The organism is Amphibacillus xylanus NBRC 15112 (genome assembly GCF_000307165.1).
Taxonomy (GTDB): Bacteria; Bacillota; Bacilli; order Bacillales; family Amphibacillaceae; genus Amphibacillus; species Amphibacillus xylanus.
On the sequence record NC_018704.1, the window covers coordinates 297,819 to 319,922 of the forward strand.

Consider the following 22,104-nt stretch of genomic DNA (forward strand, 5'->3'; position numbering starts at 1 on the left):
TAAGCTAAGTCAACCACTATGATCAGATTTACCTGATTGTAGTGGTTTTTTTGACCGAAAGCTAAATTCTAAAATTATTAACTAATTATTTAAAATATTCTCAATAAAACTACCCAGTAGGCGTTAAAAGTATGGTATAATAACTTTCACTAAATTCAGAAAATTAAAATATATTTATAAAAGGAGTGTATCAAGGTGAAAAAGCACCGTCTAAAAGTCATTATTCTCTCTTTATTATTAATTGTGCTAACTGCGTGTGGAGCGAATACGTCAAGTGATAAAATTCTATATAAAATTGGTGTAACTCAATTTGTTGAGCATCCATCGTTAGATGCAGCTTACCAAGGATTTCAAGCCGCGCTTAAGGATGCTGGACTTGAAGTTGATTATGATGAGAGAAATGCTCAAGGTGATCACAGTAATACATCAACAATTGCTCAAAATTTCGCAGCAGATAATGTTGATTTAATCTTTGCCAATGCAACCCCAAGTGCTCAAGCAGCGCTTCAAGCAACACGTGAGATCCCGATTGTATTTACATCTGTAACAGATGCGATTGAAGCGGGCTTAGTTGATTCGCTAGATCAAGCAGACAGAAATATTACGGGTGTTATGGATATGCATCCTGACGCTATTGTTGAAACGATAAACTTTATAGAAACTTACTTCCCGCAATCAAGAATAGGTGTCGTATATAATGCTGGTGAACAGAATTCAGTTATTCAAATTGAACATGTTAATGCAGCTATTCAAGGAACGAGTTTAACTGTTGTTGAGCGAACAGTGTCAACGTCAGCTGAAGTTCAGCAAGCTACAACATCTTTAGTTGGTGATGTCGATCTTATTTATATTGTTACAGATAACACGGTTGTATCAGCCCTTGAAACGGTTGTTGCTGTTGCGAACGAGCAAAAACTCCCTCTTATTGTTGGAGAGCCAGATTCACTAGAACGTGGTGGATTTGCGACGTTTGGCATTGATTATTATACGATTGGCTATCGTTCAGGAGAGATGGCCGTTGATATTTTAACAGGAGAAAAATCCCCATCAGATATCGATGTAGAATATCCGCCAGAGATGGAGCTCTTTATCAATCGAACAGCAGCTGAAGCTCAAGGAATTGTGTGGCATGGTGAATGGGATAATGCCACGATAATAGAGTAATAGACTGATAGAGAATCCGTGATTTAAGTTTAATTTTCTATCCTGAATTTAAATAGACAAGGTGAATGCGAGAGAAGGGGAGAACGAGTTGTGTTTATTTCAATTTTTAATGCATTGGAATCTGGTGTAATTTATGCGATTATGGCGCTCGGTGTCTATCTGTCATTTCGGGTATTGGATTTCCCGGATTTAACTGTTGATGGTAGTTTTGTTACGGGTGCAGCAGTTGCTGCACTCTCAATTACAAATGGTATGTCGACTATTTTAGCAACGTTATTAGCATTAGTTGCAGGCTTTATAGCTGGTGCGATTACGGGGATATTAAATACTAAGGGTAAGATTAATCCATTATTATCAGGTATTTTAATGATGACGGGATTATATTCGATTAATTTACGGATTATGGGTCAATCTAATATTCCGTTATTAAATGAAGCAACACTATTTACTAAACTAACAGATCATTGGTCTAAACTAGGAATTGATCAAGCCATTAGTCAATTATTAACGAGTTTAGGGCTAGAACGTGTACCTCGAACATGGGCAATACTCATTGTGATGCTTTTGGTAACCATTTTGATAAAACTAATTTTAGATTATTTTCTAAAGACAGAATTAGGCTTAGCTTTAAGGGCAACTGGTGATAACGAAAATATGATTCGTAGTTTCTCTGCCAATACTGACTATTTAAAAATACTTGGTTTAGGGTTGTCTAACGGCTTAGTAGCAGTATCTGGTGCACTATATGCACAGTATGCAGGGTTTGCTGATTTGAATATGGGGATAGGTATGATTGTAATTGGCTTAGCCTCGGTTATTATTGGTGAATCGGTCATTGGAACAAAGACGATTACAAGAACAACTCTCGCTATTATTATTGGAGCGATTATCTATCGTATAGTTATGACATTAGCATTAAGGACACCGTTTTTAGATACAGGTGATATGAAATTAATTACGTCAATTTTAGTTATCATTGCTTTAGTTGTACCTAAGCTTATGACAAGTCATAAAGAACTGAAGCGAAAAAAACTTAAACGTATTGAGCTTGAACATCGCCTGAAGGGAGGCGCTTAATCATGCTAGAACTTAAAAATATTTCCTTAACATTCAATGAGGCAACTGCTGATGAAAAAAATGTTCTTAAAGATATTAACTTAACTTTAAATAAAGGTGATTTTGTCACTGTTGTCGGTAGTAATGGTGCGGGAAAGTCAACAGTAATGAACGTGATCTCCGGCAGTCTGCAACCAGATGTTGGTCATGTATTAATTAATGGCCGTAATGTAACAGCACTACCAGAATATAAGCGCTCACGCTATATTGGTCGTGTGTTTCAAGATCCGATGGCCGGAACATCACCTACGATGACAATTGAGGAGAATTTAGCGATCGCATACTCAAGAGAAAGAAATCGGACGTTAAAATTAGGTGTGAATAAAAAACGTCGTTCATTTTTCCAATCAACGCTTGCGACGTTAAATCTAGGTTTGGAAAACCGATTAAATATGAAAGTAGGTTTATTATCTGGTGGGGAACGTCAAGCCCTCTCATTACTGATGGCGACATTCACTAATCCGGATATATTACTACTAGATGAACATACAGCAGCTTTAGATCCTTCACGTGCAGAGCTCATTACCAATTTAACAAGAAACATCGTTAAAGAAACAGAATTAACAACACTGATGGTGACACATAATATGCAGCAAGCTTTGGACTTAGGTAATCGGTTAATTATGATGGATAAAGGCCAAATTATTTTAGATATTTCAGGTGCTGAAAAACACGCCTTAACAATTGAAAAACTACTTCACGAATTCCAGCGGATACGCGGTCAACAATTAAGTAGTGACCGAGCAGTGTTAGCATAGGCAAAAGAATTCATTGAACGAATGTCACTGATTATTAAACAGCTGACATTCGTTTTTTGGATTGAGAGATTTGCTTTTTTAGAGTTATACTCGTATGACCAATAATGGGAACATACTAATAGCAACAAATTCATTTTACTCGAACTTTTCAAATCAATCAGCGATAATAAGAATATTCCAGTATTGGGGGAGATTTGCATGGTCATTCATTTAAAGGATATTGGGTTAATTCGACAAGGCAAATGGATTTTAGATCAAATCAATTGGCAAGTTAAACAAGGTGAACATTGGGTAGTCTTAGGCTTGAATGGTGCTGGTAAAACTGCCTTATTACATATGCTAAGTGCGTATCACTTTCCTGCAAAGGGGTCAATTGAGGTATTGGGCAGGAAATTTGGTCAAGATGTATTAGGTGAAGAGCTGCGGCAAGAGATTGGCTTAGTATCACAAACGATCAAATCACGCTTTTATGATTCTGACAGTGCCTATCAAATTGTTTTAAGTGGCGGTTTTGCATCAATAGGATTATATCAAACCCCTACAGACGATATGCGGGAACGAGCGCAACAGCTTTTAAAGGATCTTGGCTGTTTTCATTATGCGAATCGTGCTTACTACACTTTATCGCAAGGGGAAAAACAACGTGTGATGATTGCGCGTGCTTTAATGGGCCAACCGAAGCTACTCATTTTAGATGAGCCTACTAATGGTTTGGACTTCTTAGCTAAAGAGACATTACTGGATGCGGTTGAGCAAATTAGTTTACGACCAGATGCTCCAACAATTTTATATGTTACACATCATGTAGACGAAATTTTACCGATATTTGATAAAGTATTAATGCTTAAAGAGGGTAAAGTCTATCGATCGGGGAATAAAAGTGAATTATTGACAGAACCAATTTTATCGTCATTCTTTGGTACTGAGATCCAATTAACCTGGCACGATAAGCGTCCGCAAATTTGGCGAAAGTAATCTATTTAAACAAACAACCCTTCATTATTAGTAAAAACTAAAATGAAGGGCTGTTTTTTTATATAAATAATTGGGAGGAGCTAAAATTATCCTTTATAAGCTTGACGAAGAACTTCAGCAAGTTCAGTTACAAGTGGTAACTTTGGATTTGCTGTTGTACATTGATCTTCGAATGCCTTATCAGCTAAATAATCAAGTTTTTCATTAAATTCTTTTTCGTCAACGCCATTTTCAGCAAGACTCATAGGAATATCAAGTTGTTTAGCTAGTTTGTAAATGGCATTGATTAGACTCTCAACGCCTTCTTCAGCTGTTCTTGCAGGTAAATCAAGTGCTTTAGCAATCTCAGCATAACGTTTGTCTGCAATAAAGTGCTCATATTTAGGGAATGAGACAAACTTAGTTGGTTTCTGTGCGTTATAACGAATGACGTGTGGCATTAATACTGCATTCGCTCGACCGTGAGCGATACCAAACTCTCCACCAATTTTGTGTGCGAGACTGTGGTTAATACCTAAGAATGCATTGGCAAATGCCATACCAGCAATTGTTGAAGCGTTATGAACTTTTTCACGTGCCAATTCATTGCTACCATCTTTATATGCTAATGGTAAGTATTCAAAGATTAATTGAATCGCACGAATAGCTAAACCGTCAGTGTAATCATTCGCCATATTTGAAACGTAAGCTTCAATCGCGTGTGTTAAGACGTCCATACCAGTATCAGCTGTTACTGTCTTAGGTACTGTCATAACAAATTGTGGGTCAATAATTGCTACGTCTGGAGTTAGCTCATAATCAGCTAACGGATATTTCACATTTAGCTCTTTATCTGTAATAACAGAGAATGATGTTACTTCTGAACCAGTACCAGATGTAGTTGGAATCGCAACAAATTGTGCTTTATGACCTAGTTTAGGATATTTATAGACACGTTTACGAATATCTAAGAATTTTTGTTTCAAGCCGTTAAAGTCAGTTTCAGGGTGCTCGTGGAATAACCACATACCTTTAGCAGCATCCATCGGTGAACCACCGCCAATAGCAATGATAACGTCTGGATTAAAGGCTGCCATTGCCTCTGCTCCTCGCATAACTGTTTCCTTCGATGGATCAGGCTCTACATCAGAGAAAATTTCACAGTGAACATAATCTGATCTTTTACGTAAGTGATATAGTACTTTATCAACGTAGCCAAGCTTAACCATCATCTCATCAGTAACAATAAATGCTTTTGATATATTAGGCATTTTAGCTAAATATTGAACTGAGTTCTTCTCAAAATACACTTTTGGCGGTATCTTGAACCATTGCATGTTATTGTTTCGACGTGCCATGTGCTTAACGTTGATTAAGTGAATTGCTCCAACGTTAGTTGAAACAGAGTTACCTCCGTAAGAACCACAGCCTAAAGTAAGTGAAGGCATGTAAGCATTGTAAATATCTCCAATTGCTCCTTGAGAAGATGGCGCATTTACAATAATACGACCTGCTTTCATTCTTGATCCATACTCATCAATAACATCTTGATCATTTGAATGAATAACTGCTGAGTGACCTAAACCACCAAATTCCAGCATTTCTTCTGCACGTTTCATACCTTCTTCAGTGCTTTTAACCTTGTAAGCTGCTAAAACTGGACTCAGTTTTTCGCGAGATAGTGGATGCTTAGGTCCAACGCCAGTTAATTCGGCAACTAAAATTTTTGTGTTTTCAGGAACTTTAATGCCTGCTTTTTCAGCAATATATACTGGACTCATACCAACGATATCTGGGTTAACTGAAGCTGTTTCTTCATTGATTACAGTTTTTTCAACTTTAGCTTTTTCTGCTGGTGATAAGAAATAACAGTTGTTATCGATCATTTCTTGTTTCACCATATCGTAAATTTCTTCGTCAACAATCATCGCTTGTTCTGAAGCACAAATCATACCGTTATCAAACGTTTTTGATAGAATAAGGTCATTTACAGCACGTTTAATGTCAACAGATTTTTCAATATAGCAAGGTACGTTCCCTGCACCTACACCAAGTGCTGGTTTACCTGAACTATAAGCAGATTTAACCATGCCTGGTCCACCAGTTGCTAAAATTGTTGCAATATCCTTATGCTTCATTAAAGCTTGCGTTGCTTCAATTGAAGGTTGTTCAATCCACTGAATACAGTTTTCTGGTGCTCCAGCTTTTACAGCTGCTTGATATACAATTCTAGCTGCTTCTGAACTTGATTTTTGTGCAGAAGGGTGAAACGCAAATATTATTGGATTACCAGTTTTAATAGAAATAATTGATTTAAACAGAGTTGTTGATGTCGGGTTTGTAACAGGTGTTACCCCAGCGATTACACCAATTGGTTCAGCAATTTCAACAACACCATCGTGAGGATTTTCATTTATTACACCAACAGTTTTATCATATTTAACATTGTGATAGACATATTCAGTAGCAAACATATTTTTAATAATCTTATCTTCATAGACTCCGCGTCCTGTTTCTTCGACAGCAAATTTCGCTAAATACATATGATGATCTAATCCAGCAAGAGCCATTTCCTTTACAATATGATCGATTTGTTCTTGAGTTAGTTTTTTCATTTCTTTTAATGCTTTTTTACCTTGAGCTGCTAATCGATCAATTTGTTCTTGAGCTGACAATTTAACTTGGTTATCTTTTTCTTTCTTTTTAACAACGGCTACCATTGTTATCCCTCCTAATATTTGTGAAGTATTGAGCATAGATGACTAAAAAAATTAACTACATTCTGGATGACGGGGAATTTTAATAAATGAAATATCATTTATCATTCTTGTATTATTTTTTACCATCACCACATAATGATCTGTCCAAATGTATTTTGGTAGCTGATCACCTGCTTCAAAATACATGGCATTAAAACGATCATTAATTTCTTCTTCAAAACTTTTTTTAGTGTAATATTCTGAGTCTGTTTTAAAATCTTTCCACTCTGTGAATATCATTTTATCCCCCTTTCCTCTTGCTATTTTTATCATACCACCTGAATGCGCTTACAAAATAAGTAAATTGTGAACACTTTGTGACAGATTTCACATTAGAAAATAATCTATACGAAAGCGGGATACTAAATGGTAGATTGGTTGATTTCTGTTATAGTTTTTCGGTAGTTACCCAATGCAACAGACTAATACAGCGTGTTGAATGTGATGAAATTTAATATCTCAGTAAAAGAAGAAGGCCCTAAAAACGCTATTAAACCAACAAATTTTCAGATAATTAGTAAGGCGAAAAGGAAGAAAACGATTTTGAACAAATTTTGAACAAATTATGAACATTTACTATAACAGTTTAAAAAGATGCTCTATTTCACTTCATTTTATAAACTAAGTGGTATATACTTAAATTAAGATATTAATTGTTGAATTATATTTGAGGAGGTAGCGGAAATGAAAGTAGCAGATGAAGTTACAAAAAACAATCCTTGGGAAGGTTTCCGTGAAGGTAATTGGCAAAACGAAATTGATGTTCGTGACTTTATAATGAAAAACTTTACTTTATACGAAGGAACAGATGAATTCTTGGCGGGACCAACACAAGCAACAAAAGAATTATGGGACCAAGTAATGGAATTAACTAAAGAAGAGCGTGAGCGAGGTGGTGTTTATGATCTAGATACAAAGATCGTTTCAACAATCATCTCTCATGATGCAGGTTACTTGGATAAAGAGAAAGAAAAAGTTGTCGGTTTCCAAACTGACGTACCATTCAAACGTTCTTTACAACCATTTGGTGGTATTAGAATGGCAACTACTGCAGCTGAATCATATGGTTATAAGTTAGATGAAGAAGTAGAGAAAATCTTTACAGAATATCGTAAGACACATAACCAAGGTGTTTTCGATGCATATACTCCAGAAATTCGTGCAGCACGTCGCGCAGGTGTCGTAACAGGTTTACCTGATGCTTATGGACGTGGACGTATTATTGGTGATTACCGTCGAGTTGCACTTTATGGTGTTGATAAATTAATCGAAGCGAAAAAAGCTGACTTAGCAATTATCGGTGGTAACGGTGTTATGTCAGATGATGTAATCCGTGACCGTGAAGAGCACATGGAACAAATCCGTGCACTACAAGAATTGAAAAAATTAGGTGAAATTTACGGCTTCGATATTTCTAAGCCTGCAAAAAATGCTCAAGAGGCATTCCAATGGTTATACCTTGGTTACCTAGCAGCAATTAAAGAGCAAAATGGTGCGGCAATGAGTCTTGGTCGTACATCAACATTCCTAGACATTTATATTGAACGAGACCTACAAAATGGTGTATTAACTGAAGAAGAAGCACAAGAATTAGTAGATCACTTCGTTATGAAGTTACGTCTTGTGAAATTCGCTAGAACACCTGAATATAATGAATTATTTAGTGGAGACCCAACTTGGGTAACTGAGTCTATCGCAGGTATTGCTGAGGATGGTCGCCCACTAGTTACTAAAAACTCATTCCGTTTCTTGCACACACTAGATAACTTAGGACCTGCGCCTGAGCCAAACTTAACGGTACTATGGTCAACTAAGTTACCAACAAACTTCAAGAACTATTGTGCAGAAATGTCAATTAAGACAAGTGCGATCCAGTACGAAAATGATGACATTATGCGTACACACTATGGTGATGACTATGGTATTGCATGCTGTGTGTCAGCAATGCGTATTGGTAAGCAAATGCAGTTCTTTGGTGCACGTGTTAACTTAGCTAAAGCATTACTATATGCTATTAACGGTGGTGTTGACGAAGTTTCAAAAGCACAAGTTGGACCAACTTATGCACCAATTACTTCAGAGTATCTAGATTATGATGAAGTAATGAAGAAATATGATGTTATGTTAGATTGGTTATCAGGTGTTTATGTAAATGCACTTAATATCATTCACTACATGCATGATAAATATAGCTATGAAAGAATTGAAATGGCATTACACGATCGTGAAGTATTAAGAACAATGGCTTGCGGTATTGCAGGATTATCTGTTGTTGTTGACTCACTAAGTGCCATTAAACATGCAAAAGTTCGTACAATCCGTGACGAAAATGGTATCGTTGTTGATTACGAGATTGAAGGAGATTATCCGAAATACGGTAATAACGACGACCGCGTTGACCAAATTGGTGTTGACTTAGTTAAATCATTTATGAATAAGATTAAACAACATAAGACATACCGTAATTCAGTTCATACACAATCAATCCTTACAATTACTTCAAACGTTGTGTATGGTAAGAAAACTGGTAACACGCCTGATGGACGTAAAGCTGGTGAGCCATTTGCTCCAGGAGCTAACCCATTACACGGCCGTGACACTAACGGTTCATTAGCATCATTAAACTCTGTTGCTAAAATGCCTTATGACTATGCTTTAGATGGTATTTCTAATACATTCTCAATCGTTCCTAAAGCATTAGGTAAAGACCTAGAAAGTCAGAAAGCTAACCTAGCAGCAATGTTAGATGGTTATGCTAAGAAGAAAGGTCACCACTTGAACGTTAACGTGTTTGACCGCGAAACATTATTAGATGCAATGGAGCGTCCAGAGGAATATCCTCAATTAACAATCCGTGTATCAGGTTACGCTGTTAACTTCATTAAGTTGACTAGAGAACAACAAATTGATGTTATTAACCGTACTTTCCACGAAAGTCTATAAGAATTAAAATATTGGGAGAAGATTCATCTTCTCCCATACTTATACGATCGAATAATATTTATTATGGCCGATCGTATAAGTATCATCAGATTAATTGCGCCATAATATCGAGTTTATTTTTTAGTTAGGGAGGGCACAACATGACAGTTAAAGGCCGGATTCACTCAATTGAAACATTAGGTACTGTAGATGGACCAGGGTTACGTTATGTAATATTTACACAAGGATGCTTACTGCGTTGTCAGTTCTGTCATAATCCAGATACATGGAAGATGTCAGGTGGTAAGGAAATGACTGTTGCAGAAATTATAGAAGACATTAAGGATTTCCAACCATACTTTGAATCATCTAATGGGGGAGTAACAGTAAGTGGTGGTGAACCACTTCTCCAAGCGGAGTTTCTGCTAGAACTATTTACGGAGCTTAAGAAACTTGGTATTCATACGTGTATTGACACATCAGGTGGTTGCTTTAGTCGTTCACCAAGATTTATGAAAACACTTGATGCATTATTAGAAGTAACAGATTTAATATTATATGACCTTAAGCAAATTGATGACGAGAAGCATAAGAAGTTGACAGGTGTATCTAATAGTCACATTTTGGATATGGCACGCTATTTAGATGAAAAGCAAGTACCAATCTGGGTTCGCCACGTATTGGTACCAGGTGGAAGTGACGATGATCAGCTTCTACAACGCTTATCCGACTTTATTGCGACACTGTCTAACGTTCAGAAAATCGATGTTTTACCATATCATGAACTCGGTGTTTACAAATGGTCAGAGCTAGGATTAGACTATCCATTACAAGGAGTTAAACCACCAACTGAAGATCGAGTTAAAAATGCCGAAGACATCTTAAATCGCAGAAAAACTATTCCATTAAACTAAATATATATTAAACAAATTGAACACTGAAATGAGATGGTTAATAGCTCTCAAACTAGGTGTTCTTTTTGTATCTTTATTTTTTATGTTTAGCAGTTGTGAAATTAAGGAATACTAAATTAAGTATTAAAAACACAATGAGGAGAGGATTATAAGTGAGTAAAGTTATGTTCACTTCTAAAGCTACAGCGAAAGGCGGCAGGGAGGGTCATGTTAAATCAGATGATGGAATAATAGATTTAAAGCTGGTTGATCCAGCAGGTGGCAGTGATGAAAAAGGCTCAAACCCTGAACAGTTATTTGCTGCAGGCTATGCAGCTTGTTATGATGGAGCGCTAAACTTAATGGCATCTAGACAGAAGAAAGAGATTGAATCTGAGATAACTGCAGAAGTTAGTTTAATGCAGGATAGTGATGATAAAGGATTTAAAATAGGTGTTATTTTAAATGTTCATATAAAAGGTGTATCACAAGAGGAAGCTGAGCATTTGGCTGAACTAGCTCATAATTTCTGTCCGTACTCGAAAGCAACGCGAAACAACATTAATGTCAACTTAAATGTAAAAGCACTTTAATCGCTTTTTAAAAGATTCGATGAAGAAATAGGCTTCATCGAATTTTTTTGTTAAACTATAGGTATAATGAATCTTAACTATGATAATGTTCATTTATATTTATATATATATATATAGGAGTGACTATAATGGAAGTAGTATTGGTATATACGAGCATGACTGGTAATACAGAAGAAATTGCTCATATCCTTAAAGATAAAGTAGAAGCATTTAATTTATCTGTGAAGAAATTTCACGTTGAGTTTGACGATATAATGGCACTTGATTTAAAGAATTATGATGCGATTTTATTTGGAACATATACTTGGGGTGACGCTGACTTGCCATTTGAACTAGAAGATTTCTATGAAGATTTAGCAGATGAAGATCTAACGGGCAAAGTCGTCGGTCTATTCGGTTCATGTGATTCATATTATGAATTTTATGGTGCTGCAATTGAAAAAATGGCTGAACAGTTCAGAGCGATTGGGGCAGAAGTTATCGATCCATTACTTAAAATTGAGCTAGCTCCAGAACCTGAAGATGATGAAAAGATTGATCAATTCGTTGAGGAATTCGTAAAACAAGTCAACAACACGAAGTAGGTTATGCTAATATTTGTTTAGTTAGATTAACTTTATTGGATTTTACTAAAAAAAGGTATATAATTGTTGTTATAGCGAGAGAAAATGAGGTTGTTATAAATGTTAAAAGAAATCATGTCGTGGTTATACGCAATAGTAATTGCATTAGTGATTGTAGTGCTAGTAAGAACGTTTGTTATGACGCCATCAGTTGTAAAAGGAGATTCTATGCAACCGAACCTTTATGACGGTGACCGAATTATTATTAGTAAACTGAGTGAGATTGATCGATTTGATGAGATTGCATTCGTCGCACCGAATGGCGTAGATAATTATGTTAAACGTGTCATCGGACTTCCAGGTGATGAAATTGAGATTATTGATGATCGCTTATATATTAATGATGTTGCCTACGATGAAGACTATTTAACAGACATGAACTCAGAAGAAATATTAGTTAAATATTTTAAATCAACAGAAATACCAGATGGAACTTATTTTGTGATGGGTGATAATCGTAAATTTAGCTATGACAGCAGAGCATTTGGTGTGATTGATGAAGATTCAATTATTGGCGAAGTTGTTTTTAGAATCTGGCCGTTAGATTCAATCGGTATCGTTAAACCATAATCAAGATTTTTGCATAAAAAATTAGTTTGTGTTTAGATGAAGATACAAAAATTAAATATGTTTTTTTCCACTAGGGGCGCGTATGACGCTGAGATAAAGATTTTTCTTTGGTCCCTTTGAACCTGATTAGGTTAGTACCTACGTAGGAAAGTGGAGCATTTCTTATATTATTTGGATTATTTATTAATAATGTAAACCGCTCCTATGTTAGGGGTGGTTTTTTTATTAAAAATTTTAAGGGGGAAATGCAATGTCTAATGTAAAAATAGCTCTAACAATAGCGGGTACAGATCCAACTGGTGGTGCCGGGATTCAAGCGGATTTAAAAACATTTCAGGAGCGGGAAGTTTATGGCATGAGCGTTTTAACATCTGCAGTAGCGCAAAATACTTTAGGGGTTCTAGATATTCACCATCTGCCACTTGATTTCATTAATCAACAGCTAGAGTCAGTTTTTTCTGATATAAAACCAAATGCGATTAAAACAGGAATGATCGCGACAATTGAAATGATGGAATTAATTTCGCATTATTTACGAGAATATCCTGAAATCCCATACTGCTTAGATCCTGTAATGGTTGCAACAAGTGGTGATGTATTAATGGAAGAGATCTCACAGACTATTATAAAAGAACAGTTAGTTCCATTAGCTACAGTGGCTACACCAAATTTGTCAGAAGCAGAGATATTAGTTGGAAGGTCAATTCGCACGATCGAAGAAATGGAAAGAGCAGCTATTGAAATTGTCGCTGAACTTGGAGCTAAAACTGTTGTCGTTAAAGGAGGCCATCTTGATGGTGAGGCAATAGATGTTTTTTATGATGGTAATCAGTTGTATCATCTAAGTTCAGAGCGATTTCATACGGTTCATACACATGGAACGGGCTGCACGTTCTCTGCTGTAATAACTGCAGAACTTGCCAAAGGAAAATCAATTTTTGAAGCGGTCGAGCAAGGGAAGGCTTATATAACCGATGCCATTAAGTATTCATTAGAATTAGGGAAAGGTAACGGACCGACGAACCACTGGGGTTATCGTTTACAGGGCTTGCCGAATGAGCGTGGTGAGAAATAATGAAACAATCAATCATTAAACTTGTTGAACAAATCAAGCAAGAGCGACCATTGATCCATAATATCACAAATCAAGTCGTAATGAATTTTACTGCGAATGGATTATACGCACTTGGCGCATTGCCGATTATGGCACATGAAAAAAATGAAGTAAAAGAGATCGTTGCACATGCAGATGCGCTCGTATTAAATATTGGGACATTAACAACGGAAATATTGGAATCGATGATCGTAGCGGGTCATGCTGCAAATAAAAAAGGCATTCCAGTTGTGTTTGACCCAGTTGGTGTAGGTGTCACGACATTTCGTAGCCATGCAGCTCAACGAATTATGTCAGAGATTAATTTATCACTTATTCGAGGAAATGCAGCAGAGATAAGTCATTTAGCTGGTCTTAGAGCAACAGCTAGAGGTGTCGATGCTTCGGAAGTTTTAGATGGGCCATCTATTATTAAGCAATCAACTCAGAAGCTTAATGTTCCAATTTTAATGACAGGGAAAGTTGATTATATTGCTAATCAAGAAATTCTTTATCAAGTATCCAATGGATCAGAATTATTAACAAAAGTAACGGGTGCGGGATGCTTACTGTCATCAATTGCAGGTGCTTTCTTGGCGGTTAGCGAATCGTGTATTTTAGCAGTAGTAGCTGCAGTTAGTTATTTTACAATTGCGGCAGAGAAGGCAGCAGAAAAGACATCTTTCCCAGGACAGTTTCAAATTGAATTATTAGATGCTCTATCTAGTATTACTGAAGCTGATATTATAGATCGACTTTGCTTAGAGAAAGTAGGTGAATAGTACGTGGTATTTAATCGAGAATCATTAGCTGTCTATTTTATTTTAGGTAGCCAGAATGTGAAGGATAAAGATCCGCTTTTCATCTTAGAAGAAGCATTAAAGGGTGGGATCAGTTGTTTTCAATTTCGAGAGAAAGGTTTTAGCGCTAAATCGGGGTCTGAAAAATATGATTTAGCAAGACAAATGCAAAAGCTCTGTCACCAATATCGCGTTCCGTTTTTTGTCAATGATGATCTTGAACTAGCTATTAATCTCAATGCAGATGGCATTCATGTTGGACAGGATGATATACCGGTTAATCAGATTAGAGAAATAGCACCTGAAACGATGAAAATTGGCTTATCGACTACATCTGTAGAAGAAGCGATTGAAGCGGCACGTTTAGGAGTAGATTATATTGGAGTAGGACCAATTTTTCCAACGATGACAAAATCAGATGCTAAAGCGCCAATTAGTTTATCAGGCATTCAAAAGATTAGAAATGCTGTTTCAGATATTCCGATTGTTGCGATTGGTGGAATTGAGCTGACTGATGTAGTTTCTGTTAGAAAAGCAGGTGCAGATGGTGTTGCTGTTATTTCAGCAATTAGTTTAGCTGACGAACCCCAGTTAGCAGCTCAAGCATTTGTAAATTTGAGTGCTAATCAATAATTAGATCTGATTGTTGTATTTCTTAAAGGTAAAAAATTGAGAAGCCAATGAATTAAGTTGGTTTCTCGATTTTTTAAATGTGCTTAACTAAAATAACTGGATTCATAAATATAACAAAAACGACTATAATTAAATTAGTCAGTTAATCTTTCTATATGTTAGAATGTAAAGAGATTAGAAAGAGAGAGGTGTTGACAACAATGCTTAATAGAAGAATTGAAATTTTCTTAATCATTATGGGGATGGCTATTTTCTTTTTCTTTGGTATTTCAGGAGTGACAATGATCAATGTTCATGGTGATGACGAGGCAGCACTTGAAATATACGAACAATTCATGCAAGAGGAAGCCGCTGAACTAGAAAATGTCCCAACCTACGACGAATTTGTTGAAACTTTGCGTACTGCAGGTGTTATTACGCTAGTGCTAGCTGAAGCTGCTGGAATTGTTAGCATACTATTATTAAAAAATGATAAACGACCAAAAGTGGCAGGTGTTCTTCTTTTAATAGTAGGTATATTCGTTAGTTCTCTTCAATTCATTATCGCCTTGGTTGGTAGTGTATTCTTTATCATTGCTGCGATGATGGCGTTATTCCGTAAACGGAAATTAGCTTAAAGTACATAGTTAAAGGAGTTGATCTAAATGGGGAAGATAAATGTAGCCATTGTGTTCGGTGGTAAGTCTGCAGAACATGAGGTTTCACTTCAATCAGCTAAGAATATTATTGATGCGATAGATCGTGAGAAATACGATGTTGTGTTAATTGGCGTCGATAAGGACGGTTGTTGGCAAGTAAATGAGGAAGATTCATTTTTACTTAATGAGCACGACCCTAAAGCTATTTCACTCAAAAAAACAAGCAGTAAGATTGCTATTTTACCAGGAGAAAAGCAAGGACAAGTATTTGACTATGAGACGAAAGAAGTCTTGCCTCAAATTGATGTTGTTTTTCCAATTATTCATGGAACTCTTGGTGAAGACGGTAGTATGCAAGGATTATTAAGAACGCTTAATCTGCCTTTTGTCGGGGTTGATTTATTAGGTTCAGCGGTAAGTATGGATAAAGATTTTGCCAAGCGGATTTTACGTGATGCAGGAATCGCTGTTGCTAATGGGCTTGTCTATAAGAAATTTGAACAATCAAATATTGATTTCAACTTTGTCCAAAGTAAATTAGGCTTACCATTATTCGTTAAGCCAGTTAATCAAGGATCATCAGTTGGGGTAAATAAAGTTGAAACAAAGGCTGAGTTCGATCAAGCGATAGCCGAAGCGTATATGTATGACGATAAAGTTTTAATTGAGGAAGCAATCGTAGGTCGTGAAATTGAGTGTGCTGTTCTTGGTAATGATGAGCCAATTGCTTCATTGCCAGGTGAAATCCTCCCTCAAACAGACTTTTACTCATATGAATCAAAATATATTGATGATTCAGGAGCGGTATTGTCAGCACCAGCAGAATTAACGGATGAACAAACGGAAAAAGTTCAAAATGAAGCTATTCGAGTGTTTAAGACGTTAGATTGTGAAGGAATGGCGCGAGTTGATTTCTTTATGAAGTCAGATGGAACATTAATCGTAAATGAAGTGAATACTGTTCCCGGTTTTACGAAAATCAGTATGTATCCTCGATTATGGGGAATAACTGGATTACCATATCCTAAGCTGATTGATCGCTTAATTGAGTTAGCATTCGAGCGTCACGAACGAAAGCAACAATTAAAAAGTGCCGTATTTGAATAATAAAAAACCTTCAATCGTTAGTGAATTTGAAATTAACTTCAAAATCAGCTAATCATTGAAGGTTTTATGTTTTTATTCAGAAGTGTTCCTGTTGTTTTTTCTTCGATAGCCAAAATAAATCAAGCCACCAATTGCTGCAATCACGATTAATATTGGTAAGTTACCAACAATAAAAACAAATAAGTTTGTAGCTCCAATCAACAGATTGTTATAACTAATTAACCACTGTTCCTTAGTTCTTTCCCATACATTTAAATTCTGTTCATGGGCAAATTCAGTTTGTAGCTCCGTCAAATTGAGTTCAACAGTAGCTAGATCTGCTCGGTTATTAATGTAATTCATTTGACCTTTAATCATTTCAATTTCGTATTGGACATTCGATAAATCTCTAGAAATATTCAAGAGATCTTCAGTTGACTTAGCTTCCTCCATAAATGCTAAGAGTCGAGCCTCAAGCTCCTGTCGAGATTTTAGCCGTGTCTCTAAGTCTACATATTGTTCTGTCACATCTTCTCCGACTAAGTCCCGATGCTGAATATAGATTTGATCATGACCATCTAAAAAGTCAAAAAACAAATTTAAGCTCTCTTGAGGGATGCGGAGTGTCAGATGACCGTAATGCAACTCATCGTCTAAAAGGCTCGTTTGATTTGAAACAACGTAACCATTCATCTCATTTACAGTTTGTTCGATGCTTGATACGACTTCTAAATATTGTTTTACTTCCAATTCAAGATAGGCATTATAAATAATTCTTCGATTCACGTTTTCTAACTGTTTTAAATCAGGCGCTGTCGGTTCTATTGGATCAATTGGTAGACTTCCAGTTGAACCAATTGACATGTCTGATTCAATCATTCCACCTTCACTTACAGACATATCATAGCTTGATTCGCTGTCCCTAGCTTCATGACTACTGCAACCAAATAATAATAAGCTTAGTACAACAAGGCCAAACATGATTCTTTTCATAAATAGACCCCCTTAATTAGTCTAGCTACACAATCAGACGCTCTTTGTTGAAAAAGGTTACGCTTCATATTTTCATTATATACCAATAATAAATAATAAAAATAGAAAAAAATGCTTTACTAATGAATTAATATACTTTATTATGAATAATAATACATCTAAACTAATAGTGCTCGGACTAGAGACTAGTTAATGATGCGTTCTTGTCAACGCATTTTGTGAAAAAATAATATAGAGAGGGTGCATCATGATGAATAATAATAAATTTAAGGGTCGAGATTTTTTAACTTTACTTGATTATTCAACAGAGGAAATATCTTATCTACTCCAATTGGCCAAAGAGCTCAAAGCAAAACAGAAGGCAGGCAAAACCTATCAACCATTACTAGGAAAAGTTTTGGGGATGATTTTTGAAAAATCATCAACACGCACTCGTGTTTCGTTTGAGACTGGGATCTATCAATTAGGTGGAACGGGATTATTTTTAAGTACAAATGATATTCAGTTAGGGCGTGGAGAAACGATATCAGACACTGCGAAAGTATTATCTGGCTACCTTGATGGCATTATGATTCGAACTTATCACCAATCTGATATTGAAGAATTAGCTAGTCATGCGACAATTCCAATTATTAATGGACTTTCAGATGACTTTCATCCGTGCCAAGTCCTAGCTGACTTACAAACAATTGAAGAGGTAAAGGGAACTTTAGCTGGATTAAAGCTTGCCTTTGTTGGAGACGGTAATAATATGGCAAACTCATTAATGATTGGTGCAGCTAAAATGGGAATGAATTTTAGTATTGCATCACCGAAACAATACTTACCACAAGCATCTATTGTAGAAAAAGCAAAACAAATTGCTCAAGATACGGGGTCCATAATCGAGGTTACTACAGATCCAATCGCAGCCGTTAAAAGTGCTGATGTTATATATACTGATGTTTGGGCAAGTATGGGGCAAGAAGAGGAGCAAGCAAAACGACTTAAAGAATTTGCTAGTTATCAAGTCAATCAACAATTACTAGACCATGCAAAATCGGACTATATATTTATGCATTGCTTGCCTGCTCACCGTGGAGAAGAAGTGGCAGCTGACATTATTGATGGTGTCCATTCAGTCGTGTTTCAAGAAGCAGAAAATCGACTCCATGCCCAAAAGGCATTAATGGTAGCGTTAATGGCAGATTAGTCTTTTTATGAGTATGGTAAAACCATCTTCTTTTTTTACCTTAACAGTTCATGATTTGACAAAATCAGTGCTGAATTGCTATTGGCGATTCAATCGTATCCCTGTTATAATTGAGATTGTGCAAACTTGAATTTGCAATAAATAGTTTAAAGGATATGATCGAAATGACCAAAAGTCATTTAATAAAAGAAAAGCTAATTTCAATTGTCGGTGCTGATCATCTTTTAATTGATGAACAGATACGAAACCATACGTATACTAAACTTGGCGGTGCAGCTGATTTCTTTGTGATGCCAGAGTCAGTTGAACAAATTCAAGAGATTGTTCGTTTTGCAAATGAAGCAAAAGTTCCTTTTACGTTATTAGGGAATGGATCAAATTTAATTGTTCGTGATGGTGGTATTCGTGGAATTGTCATGAACCTAAAAAAACTAAATACAATTCGACATCAAGGAGATATGGTGATTGCGGAAAGTGGTGCAAGCATCATTGATACATCCTATTATGCACTTAAACAATCGCTATCTGGCTTGGAATTTGCTTGTGGAATTCCAGGTACAGTTGGGGGCGCATTGTATATGAATGCGGGTGCATATGGAGGAGAAATTAAAGATTGCTTAGACCATGCGATTGTCATTGATCGCTCAGGTGAACTACTGACATTAAAGAATGAGCAATTTGATTTTGACTATCGAACAAGTAATATTCCAGACAATGATTACATTGTAGTCGAAGCGCACTTCAAATTAACTGAAGGTAATCCAGCAGAAATAAAAGCCATCATGGATGATTTAACAGAAAAACGTGAATCTAAACAACCATTAGAATATCCGTCATGTGGGAGTGTATTTAAACGCCCACCGGGATATTTTGCCGGTAAATTGATTCAAGATAGTGGCTTACAAGGAAAAGGCTTAGGTGGAGCAGAAGTTTCAACAAAGCATGCTGGCTTTATTGTTAACAAAGACAACGCCACAGCGACTGATTACATTGCTGTAATTGAAATGGTTAGAAAAACTGTTAAAGAAAAGTTTGGCGTCGAGCTTGAACGTGAAGTGAGAATTATTGGTGAAGATGAATAAACATTAATATTTGATAAAAACACATGAATGAGTTTTAAATTGTCAACTCAGCCATGTGTTTTTATATCAGTAAAAAAGCAATACTATTAATTTTTACTTAAAAAATTTAATTGACCTTGTAATAAATTGATGACCTCAGCAACAAGTGTATCTGTAGGCACTTTTTTCTCTAAGTAGATAGCGAGGAAAATTATTCGCTCTACAAATAAAAAAGTATCAATGTAATTTTAACATTGATACTTTAGGTTAATATATGAATTAAATTGTTTGATTTGCTTCTGCTTCGAGCGCTTTAAGACGTGCTTCAACCTCTGCATCGGTTAAGTTATGCTCCTCAATATAGCGGTTATTTGGATGAGTACGACATTCATGCGTACAGCCACCTAAATATTTGGCTTCATTTTCCTCAGAGCATAGAATTTGCTTATTACAGAATGGATTACCACAGTTAATGTATCTTTCACACGGTGTCCCGTCAAAGTAATCTCTTCCAACGATGACGTGCTCAACTTGGTTGATTGGCACGCTAATTCGTTCATCAAAGACATACATTTTTCCATCCCATAGTTGACCTTTTACTTCTGGATGCTTTGCGTATGTGGCAATGCCACCGTGAAGCTGGTGAACATCTTCAAAACCTTTCTCCACTAACCAGCCGGAGAATTTTTCGCAACGAATACCACCGGTACAGTAAGTTAAAATTCGCTTACCTTCAAATTGATCTTTGTTTGCTTCAATCCAGGCGGGTAATTCTCGGAAGTTTTTAATTTCTGGCTTAACCGCACCACGAAAATGCCCGAGTTCATACTCATAATCATTCCGTGCATCAATCACGACGGTATTGTCGTCTTGCATCGCTTGATAAAACTCGTCTGGCTCTAAGTAGTTTCCAGTCACTTCAAGTGGATTTACATCTTCTTCACCTAATCTTAATGTGACGAGTTCTGGACGTGGCTTAACCTTTAATTTTTTGAACGCATGTCCGTCGGTTTCGTCAATTTTAAATGGCATACTACTAAAGCGTGGGTCTGCGTGCATTTTGTCCATATACACTTGAGTTGCTTCAACTGTTCCTGATACGGTCCCATTAATACCTTCTTCAGCGACTAAAATACGTCCCTTTAGTCCAAGTTCTTCGCAAAATGCTTTGTGTTCTTGAGCAAATTGCTCAGGGTCTTCCATTTTCACATACTGGTAATACAATAAAACTTGATATTTTTCCATTTTTAATAACCACCCATTTGTCGTATTTGCAAGATACGGTTTTAGGTGTGAACTATAGTCTCTTGCAAGAATTAATTATAAATTGTCACAACGACTATTTCAACCTTTTGGTTTAGAAAGTAGAAATTTACCATACTTGCATTTTCAATCTAGACTCGATAAGATGCTTAAAAAGGATGTGATCAAGAAGTGAATCTCAGTGAACGAGAACAATATATTATTGACCGTTACCAAGCCGGTGAGGCTGAAATGATATTAGTATTTGTCCAGTGGTGTCACAATCATAAATTAGATCCACTAGTGGTTTATCGTGAAGCTTATCCAAATCAAGCATTACCAACTAAATTAATAGAAATAAATCAAGAGTTAATCGAGTCGAACGAGAATGTTCAAATTGAAACATCGCTATTATTAGAAATCTTACAAGTATATGGAAATGATGATTTAGCTTTTATCGTAGCTAATTATGCTGAAAAATTGATTGATAAAACGAAGAAAGGCTGAAATAATATGTGGCAGTTGAAGAAATTTAACCAATTAGAGCTAGAGGACCTTTATCAAATTTTAAAAAATAGAGTAGATATCTTTGTGGTTGAGCAAAAGTGTGCCTATCCTGAAATTGATGGGATTGATCCAGATTGCTATCATTTGTTTAAAAAAGATGGAAATGAAATTGTTGCTTATGCTAGATTAGTACCTAATGGCGTTCTATATAACTATCCGGCAATTGGCCGAATTATTGTGAATCAAAATTATCGGAAATCTGGTTATGGACGTGAGCTAATCAAGCAAGCAATTAAGATTATTACTGAAGACTGGCAGGAACCAGAAATAAAACTCCATGGTCAAACTTATTTACGTGAATTTTATCAATCATTTGGTTTTAAGGAAATTTCAGAGCCATATTTAGAAGATGGCATTCCGCACGTTGATATGCTGTATAAAAAATAGCCCCCTTGGCACAAAAAGGGGGCTCACAATAGTACTGATTTGAGATATATTAAGGGTCGT

22 protein-coding genes and 1 riboswitch are annotated in these 22,104 nt (G+C 36.2%); of the genes, 18 read left to right on the plus strand and 4 right to left on the minus strand.

Annotated features, from left to right (window positions below; all coding sequences use genetic code 11):
• Nucleotides 1-195: 195 nt before the first annotated feature.
• The 4 genes from AXY_RS01600 to AXY_RS01615 all read left to right on the plus strand — a co-directional run bounded on the left by AXY_RS01600 (nt 196) and on the right by AXY_RS01615 (nt 4,013).
• Nucleotides 196-1,164 (plus strand): ABC transporter substrate-binding protein, encoded by a 969-nt coding sequence (locus AXY_RS01600; RefSeq protein WP_015009035.1) that lies wholly within the window; start codon nt 196-198, stop codon nt 1,162-1,164.
• Nucleotides 1,165-1,254: 90 nt separating this feature from the next.
• A complete protein-coding gene (locus tag AXY_RS01605; protein WP_015009036.1) occupies nt 1,255-2,241 on the plus strand; it encodes an ABC transporter permease in 987 nt (328 codons plus the stop codon).
• 2 nt (nt 2,242-2,243) lie between these two features.
• Nucleotides 2,244-3,038 (plus strand): ABC transporter ATP-binding protein, encoded by a 795-nt coding sequence (locus AXY_RS01610; protein ID WP_015009037.1) that lies wholly within the window; start codon nt 2,244-2,246, stop codon nt 3,036-3,038.
• 198 nt (nt 3,039-3,236) lie between these two features.
• The gene (locus AXY_RS01615; RefSeq protein ID WP_015009038.1) at nt 3,237-4,013 is read left to right on the plus strand and encodes an ABC transporter ATP-binding protein; all 777 of its coding nucleotides are present in this window, start codon (nt 3,237-3,239) and stop codon (nt 4,011-4,013) included.
• 86 nt (nt 4,014-4,099) lie between these two features.
• On the opposite strand, the gene adhE is transcribed toward AXY_RS01615, so the two are convergent.
• Nucleotides 4,100-6,712 carry a bifunctional acetaldehyde-CoA/alcohol dehydrogenase gene (adhE, locus tag AXY_RS01620; protein WP_015009039.1) on the minus strand — a complete coding sequence of 871 codons (2,613 nt, stop codon included), beginning with the start codon at nt 6,710-6,712 and terminating at the stop codon, nt 4,100-4,102.
• Nucleotides 6,713-6,763: 51 nt separating this feature from the next.
• Complete coding sequence (locus AXY_RS01625) at nt 6,764-7,024, minus strand: hypothetical protein (protein WP_331708989.1); 261 nt, start codon at nt 7,022-7,024, stop codon at nt 6,764-6,766.
• Nucleotides 7,025-7,435: 411 nt separating this feature from the next.
• Between AXY_RS01625 and pflB the strand changes: the two genes are divergently transcribed.
• The 10 genes from pflB to ddlA all read left to right on the plus strand — a co-directional run bounded on the left by pflB (nt 7,436) and on the right by ddlA (nt 16,623).
• A complete protein-coding gene (gene pflB, locus AXY_RS01630; protein ID WP_015009041.1) occupies nt 7,436-9,694 on the plus strand; it encodes a formate C-acetyltransferase in 2,259 nt (752 codons plus the stop codon).
• Between the two features lie 140 nt (nt 9,695-9,834).
• The gene (pflA, locus tag AXY_RS01635; protein ID WP_015009042.1) at nt 9,835-10,587 is read left to right on the plus strand and encodes a pyruvate formate-lyase-activating protein; all 753 of its coding nucleotides are present in this window, start codon (nt 9,835-9,837) and stop codon (nt 10,585-10,587) included.
• A 152-nt stretch (nt 10,588-10,739) separates the two neighbouring features.
• Nucleotides 10,740-11,159, plus strand: coding sequence for an organic hydroperoxide resistance protein (locus tag AXY_RS01640; protein ID WP_015009043.1), 420 nt, complete (start codon nt 10,740-10,742; stop codon nt 11,157-11,159).
• Nucleotides 11,160-11,287: 128 nt separating this feature from the next.
• Nucleotides 11,288-11,743, plus strand: coding sequence for a flavodoxin (locus AXY_RS01645; RefSeq protein WP_015009044.1), 456 nt, complete (start codon nt 11,288-11,290; stop codon nt 11,741-11,743).
• 99 nt (nt 11,744-11,842) lie between these two features.
• Nucleotides 11,843-12,352 carry a signal peptidase I gene (lepB, locus tag AXY_RS01650; protein ID WP_015009045.1) on the plus strand — a complete coding sequence of 170 codons (510 nt, stop codon included), beginning with the start codon at nt 11,843-11,845 and terminating at the stop codon, nt 12,350-12,352.
• 62 nt (nt 12,353-12,414) lie between these two features.
• Nucleotides 12,415-12,518, plus strand: a riboswitch (TPP riboswitch).
• 84 nt (nt 12,519-12,602) lie between these two features.
• Nucleotides 12,603-13,427: a bifunctional hydroxymethylpyrimidine kinase/phosphomethylpyrimidine kinase gene (gene thiD, locus AXY_RS01655; RefSeq protein WP_015009046.1), complete on the plus strand. Its 825-nt coding sequence runs from the start codon at nt 12,603-12,605 to the stop codon at nt 13,425-13,427.
• Nucleotides 13,427-14,227 (plus strand): hydroxyethylthiazole kinase, encoded by an 801-nt coding sequence (gene thiM, locus AXY_RS01660; protein WP_015009047.1) that lies wholly within the window; start codon nt 13,427-13,429, stop codon nt 14,225-14,227. Before thiD ends, thiM begins: the two co-directional genes overlap by 1 nt.
• A gap of 3 nt (nt 14,228-14,230) precedes the next feature.
• Nucleotides 14,231-14,878: a thiamine phosphate synthase gene (gene thiE / locus AXY_RS01665; RefSeq protein WP_015009048.1), complete on the plus strand. Its 648-nt coding sequence runs from the start codon at nt 14,231-14,233 to the stop codon at nt 14,876-14,878.
• Nucleotides 14,879-15,078: 200 nt separating this feature from the next.
• On the plus strand, nt 15,079-15,495 hold the full coding sequence (locus tag AXY_RS01670; RefSeq protein ID WP_015009049.1) for a DUF4064 domain-containing protein: 417 nt from the start codon (nt 15,079-15,081) through the stop codon (nt 15,493-15,495).
• Nucleotides 15,496-15,522: 27 nt separating this feature from the next.
• Entirely contained in the window at nt 15,523-16,623 is a 1,101-nt protein-coding gene (ddlA, locus tag AXY_RS01675; RefSeq protein WP_015009050.1) for a D-alanine--D-alanine ligase, read from the plus strand.
• Nucleotides 16,624-16,695: 72 nt separating this feature from the next.
• Here the strand turns inward: ddlA and AXY_RS01680 are convergent, their stop codons facing one another.
• Nucleotides 16,696-17,595, minus strand: coding sequence for a DUF4349 domain-containing protein (locus tag AXY_RS01680; RefSeq protein ID WP_015009051.1), 900 nt, complete (start codon nt 17,593-17,595; stop codon nt 16,696-16,698).
• A gap of 250 nt (nt 17,596-17,845) precedes the next feature.
• Between AXY_RS01680 and argF the strand changes: the two genes are divergently transcribed.
• Complete coding sequence (argF, locus tag AXY_RS01685; protein ID WP_015009052.1) at nt 17,846-18,787, plus strand: ornithine carbamoyltransferase; 942 nt, start codon at nt 17,846-17,848, stop codon at nt 18,785-18,787.
• Nucleotides 18,788-18,951: 164 nt separating this feature from the next.
• Nucleotides 18,952-19,869 carry a UDP-N-acetylmuramate dehydrogenase gene (murB, locus tag AXY_RS01690; RefSeq protein ID WP_015009053.1) on the plus strand — a complete coding sequence of 306 codons (918 nt, stop codon included), beginning with the start codon at nt 18,952-18,954 and terminating at the stop codon, nt 19,867-19,869.
• Between the two features lie 258 nt (nt 19,870-20,127).
• Here murB and trhO read toward each other — a convergent pair whose 3' ends face one another.
• Nucleotides 20,128-21,093 (minus strand): oxygen-dependent tRNA uridine(34) hydroxylase TrhO, encoded by a 966-nt coding sequence (gene trhO, locus AXY_RS01695; protein WP_015009054.1) that lies wholly within the window; start codon nt 21,091-21,093, stop codon nt 20,128-20,130.
• A gap of 189 nt (nt 21,094-21,282) precedes the next feature.
• Here trhO and AXY_RS01700 point away from each other — a divergent pair, with 189 nt between their 5' ends.
• The gene (locus tag AXY_RS01700) at nt 21,283-21,597 is read left to right on the plus strand and encodes a hypothetical protein (RefSeq protein WP_015009055.1); all 315 of its coding nucleotides are present in this window, start codon (nt 21,283-21,285) and stop codon (nt 21,595-21,597) included.
• Nucleotides 21,598-21,603: 6 nt separating this feature from the next.
• Nucleotides 21,604-22,044, plus strand: coding sequence for a GNAT family N-acetyltransferase (locus AXY_RS01705; RefSeq protein WP_015009056.1), 441 nt, complete (start codon nt 21,604-21,606; stop codon nt 22,042-22,044).
• Nucleotides 22,045-22,104 lie beyond the last annotated feature (60 nt).

What these genes read in the sequence shown, in the direction of transcription:
- AXY_RS01610 (WP_015009037.1), top strand. Translation starts at nt 2,244, where the DNA reads ATGCTAGAACTTAAAAATATTTCCTTAACATTCAATGAGGCAACTGCT.
- AXY_RS01615 (WP_015009038.1), top strand. Translation starts at nt 3,237, where the DNA reads ATGGTCATTCATTTAAAGGATATTGGGTTAATTCGACAAGGCAAATGG.
- adhE (WP_015009039.1), bottom strand. Translation starts at nt 6,712, where the DNA reads ATGGTAGCCGTTGTTAAAAAGAAAGAAAAAGATAACCAAGTTAAATTG.
- AXY_RS01625 (WP_331708989.1), bottom strand. Translation starts at nt 7,024, where the DNA reads ATGATAAAAATAGCAAGAGGAAAGGGGGATAAAATGATATTCACAGAG.
- pflB (WP_015009041.1), top strand. Translation starts at nt 7,436, where the DNA reads ATGAAAGTAGCAGATGAAGTTACAAAAAACAATCCTTGGGAAGGTTTC.
- pflA (WP_015009042.1), top strand. Translation starts at nt 9,835, where the DNA reads ATGACAGTTAAAGGCCGGATTCACTCAATTGAAACATTAGGTACTGTA.
- AXY_RS01645 (WP_015009044.1), top strand. Translation starts at nt 11,288, where the DNA reads ATGGAAGTAGTATTGGTATATACGAGCATGACTGGTAATACAGAAGAA.
- lepB (WP_015009045.1), top strand. Translation starts at nt 11,843, where the DNA reads ATGTTAAAAGAAATCATGTCGTGGTTATACGCAATAGTAATTGCATTA.
- thiD (WP_015009046.1), top strand. Translation starts at nt 12,603, where the DNA reads ATGTCTAATGTAAAAATAGCTCTAACAATAGCGGGTACAGATCCAACT.
- thiM (WP_015009047.1), top strand. Translation starts at nt 13,427, where the DNA reads ATGAAACAATCAATCATTAAACTTGTTGAACAAATCAAGCAAGAGCGA.
- AXY_RS01670 (WP_015009049.1), top strand. Translation starts at nt 15,079, where the DNA reads ATGCTTAATAGAAGAATTGAAATTTTCTTAATCATTATGGGGATGGCT.
- ddlA (WP_015009050.1), top strand. Translation starts at nt 15,523, where the DNA reads ATGGGGAAGATAAATGTAGCCATTGTGTTCGGTGGTAAGTCTGCAGAA.
- AXY_RS01680 (WP_015009051.1), bottom strand. Translation starts at nt 17,595, where the DNA reads ATGAAAAGAATCATGTTTGGCCTTGTTGTACTAAGCTTATTATTATTT.
- argF (WP_015009052.1), top strand. Translation starts at nt 17,846, where the DNA reads ATGAATAATAATAAATTTAAGGGTCGAGATTTTTTAACTTTACTTGAT.
- murB (WP_015009053.1), top strand. Translation starts at nt 18,952, where the DNA reads ATGACCAAAAGTCATTTAATAAAAGAAAAGCTAATTTCAATTGTCGGT.
- trhO (WP_015009054.1), bottom strand. Translation starts at nt 21,093, where the DNA reads ATGGAAAAATATCAAGTTTTATTGTATTACCAGTATGTGAAAATGGAA.
- AXY_RS01705 (WP_015009056.1), top strand. Translation starts at nt 21,604, where the DNA reads ATGTGGCAGTTGAAGAAATTTAACCAATTAGAGCTAGAGGACCTTTAT.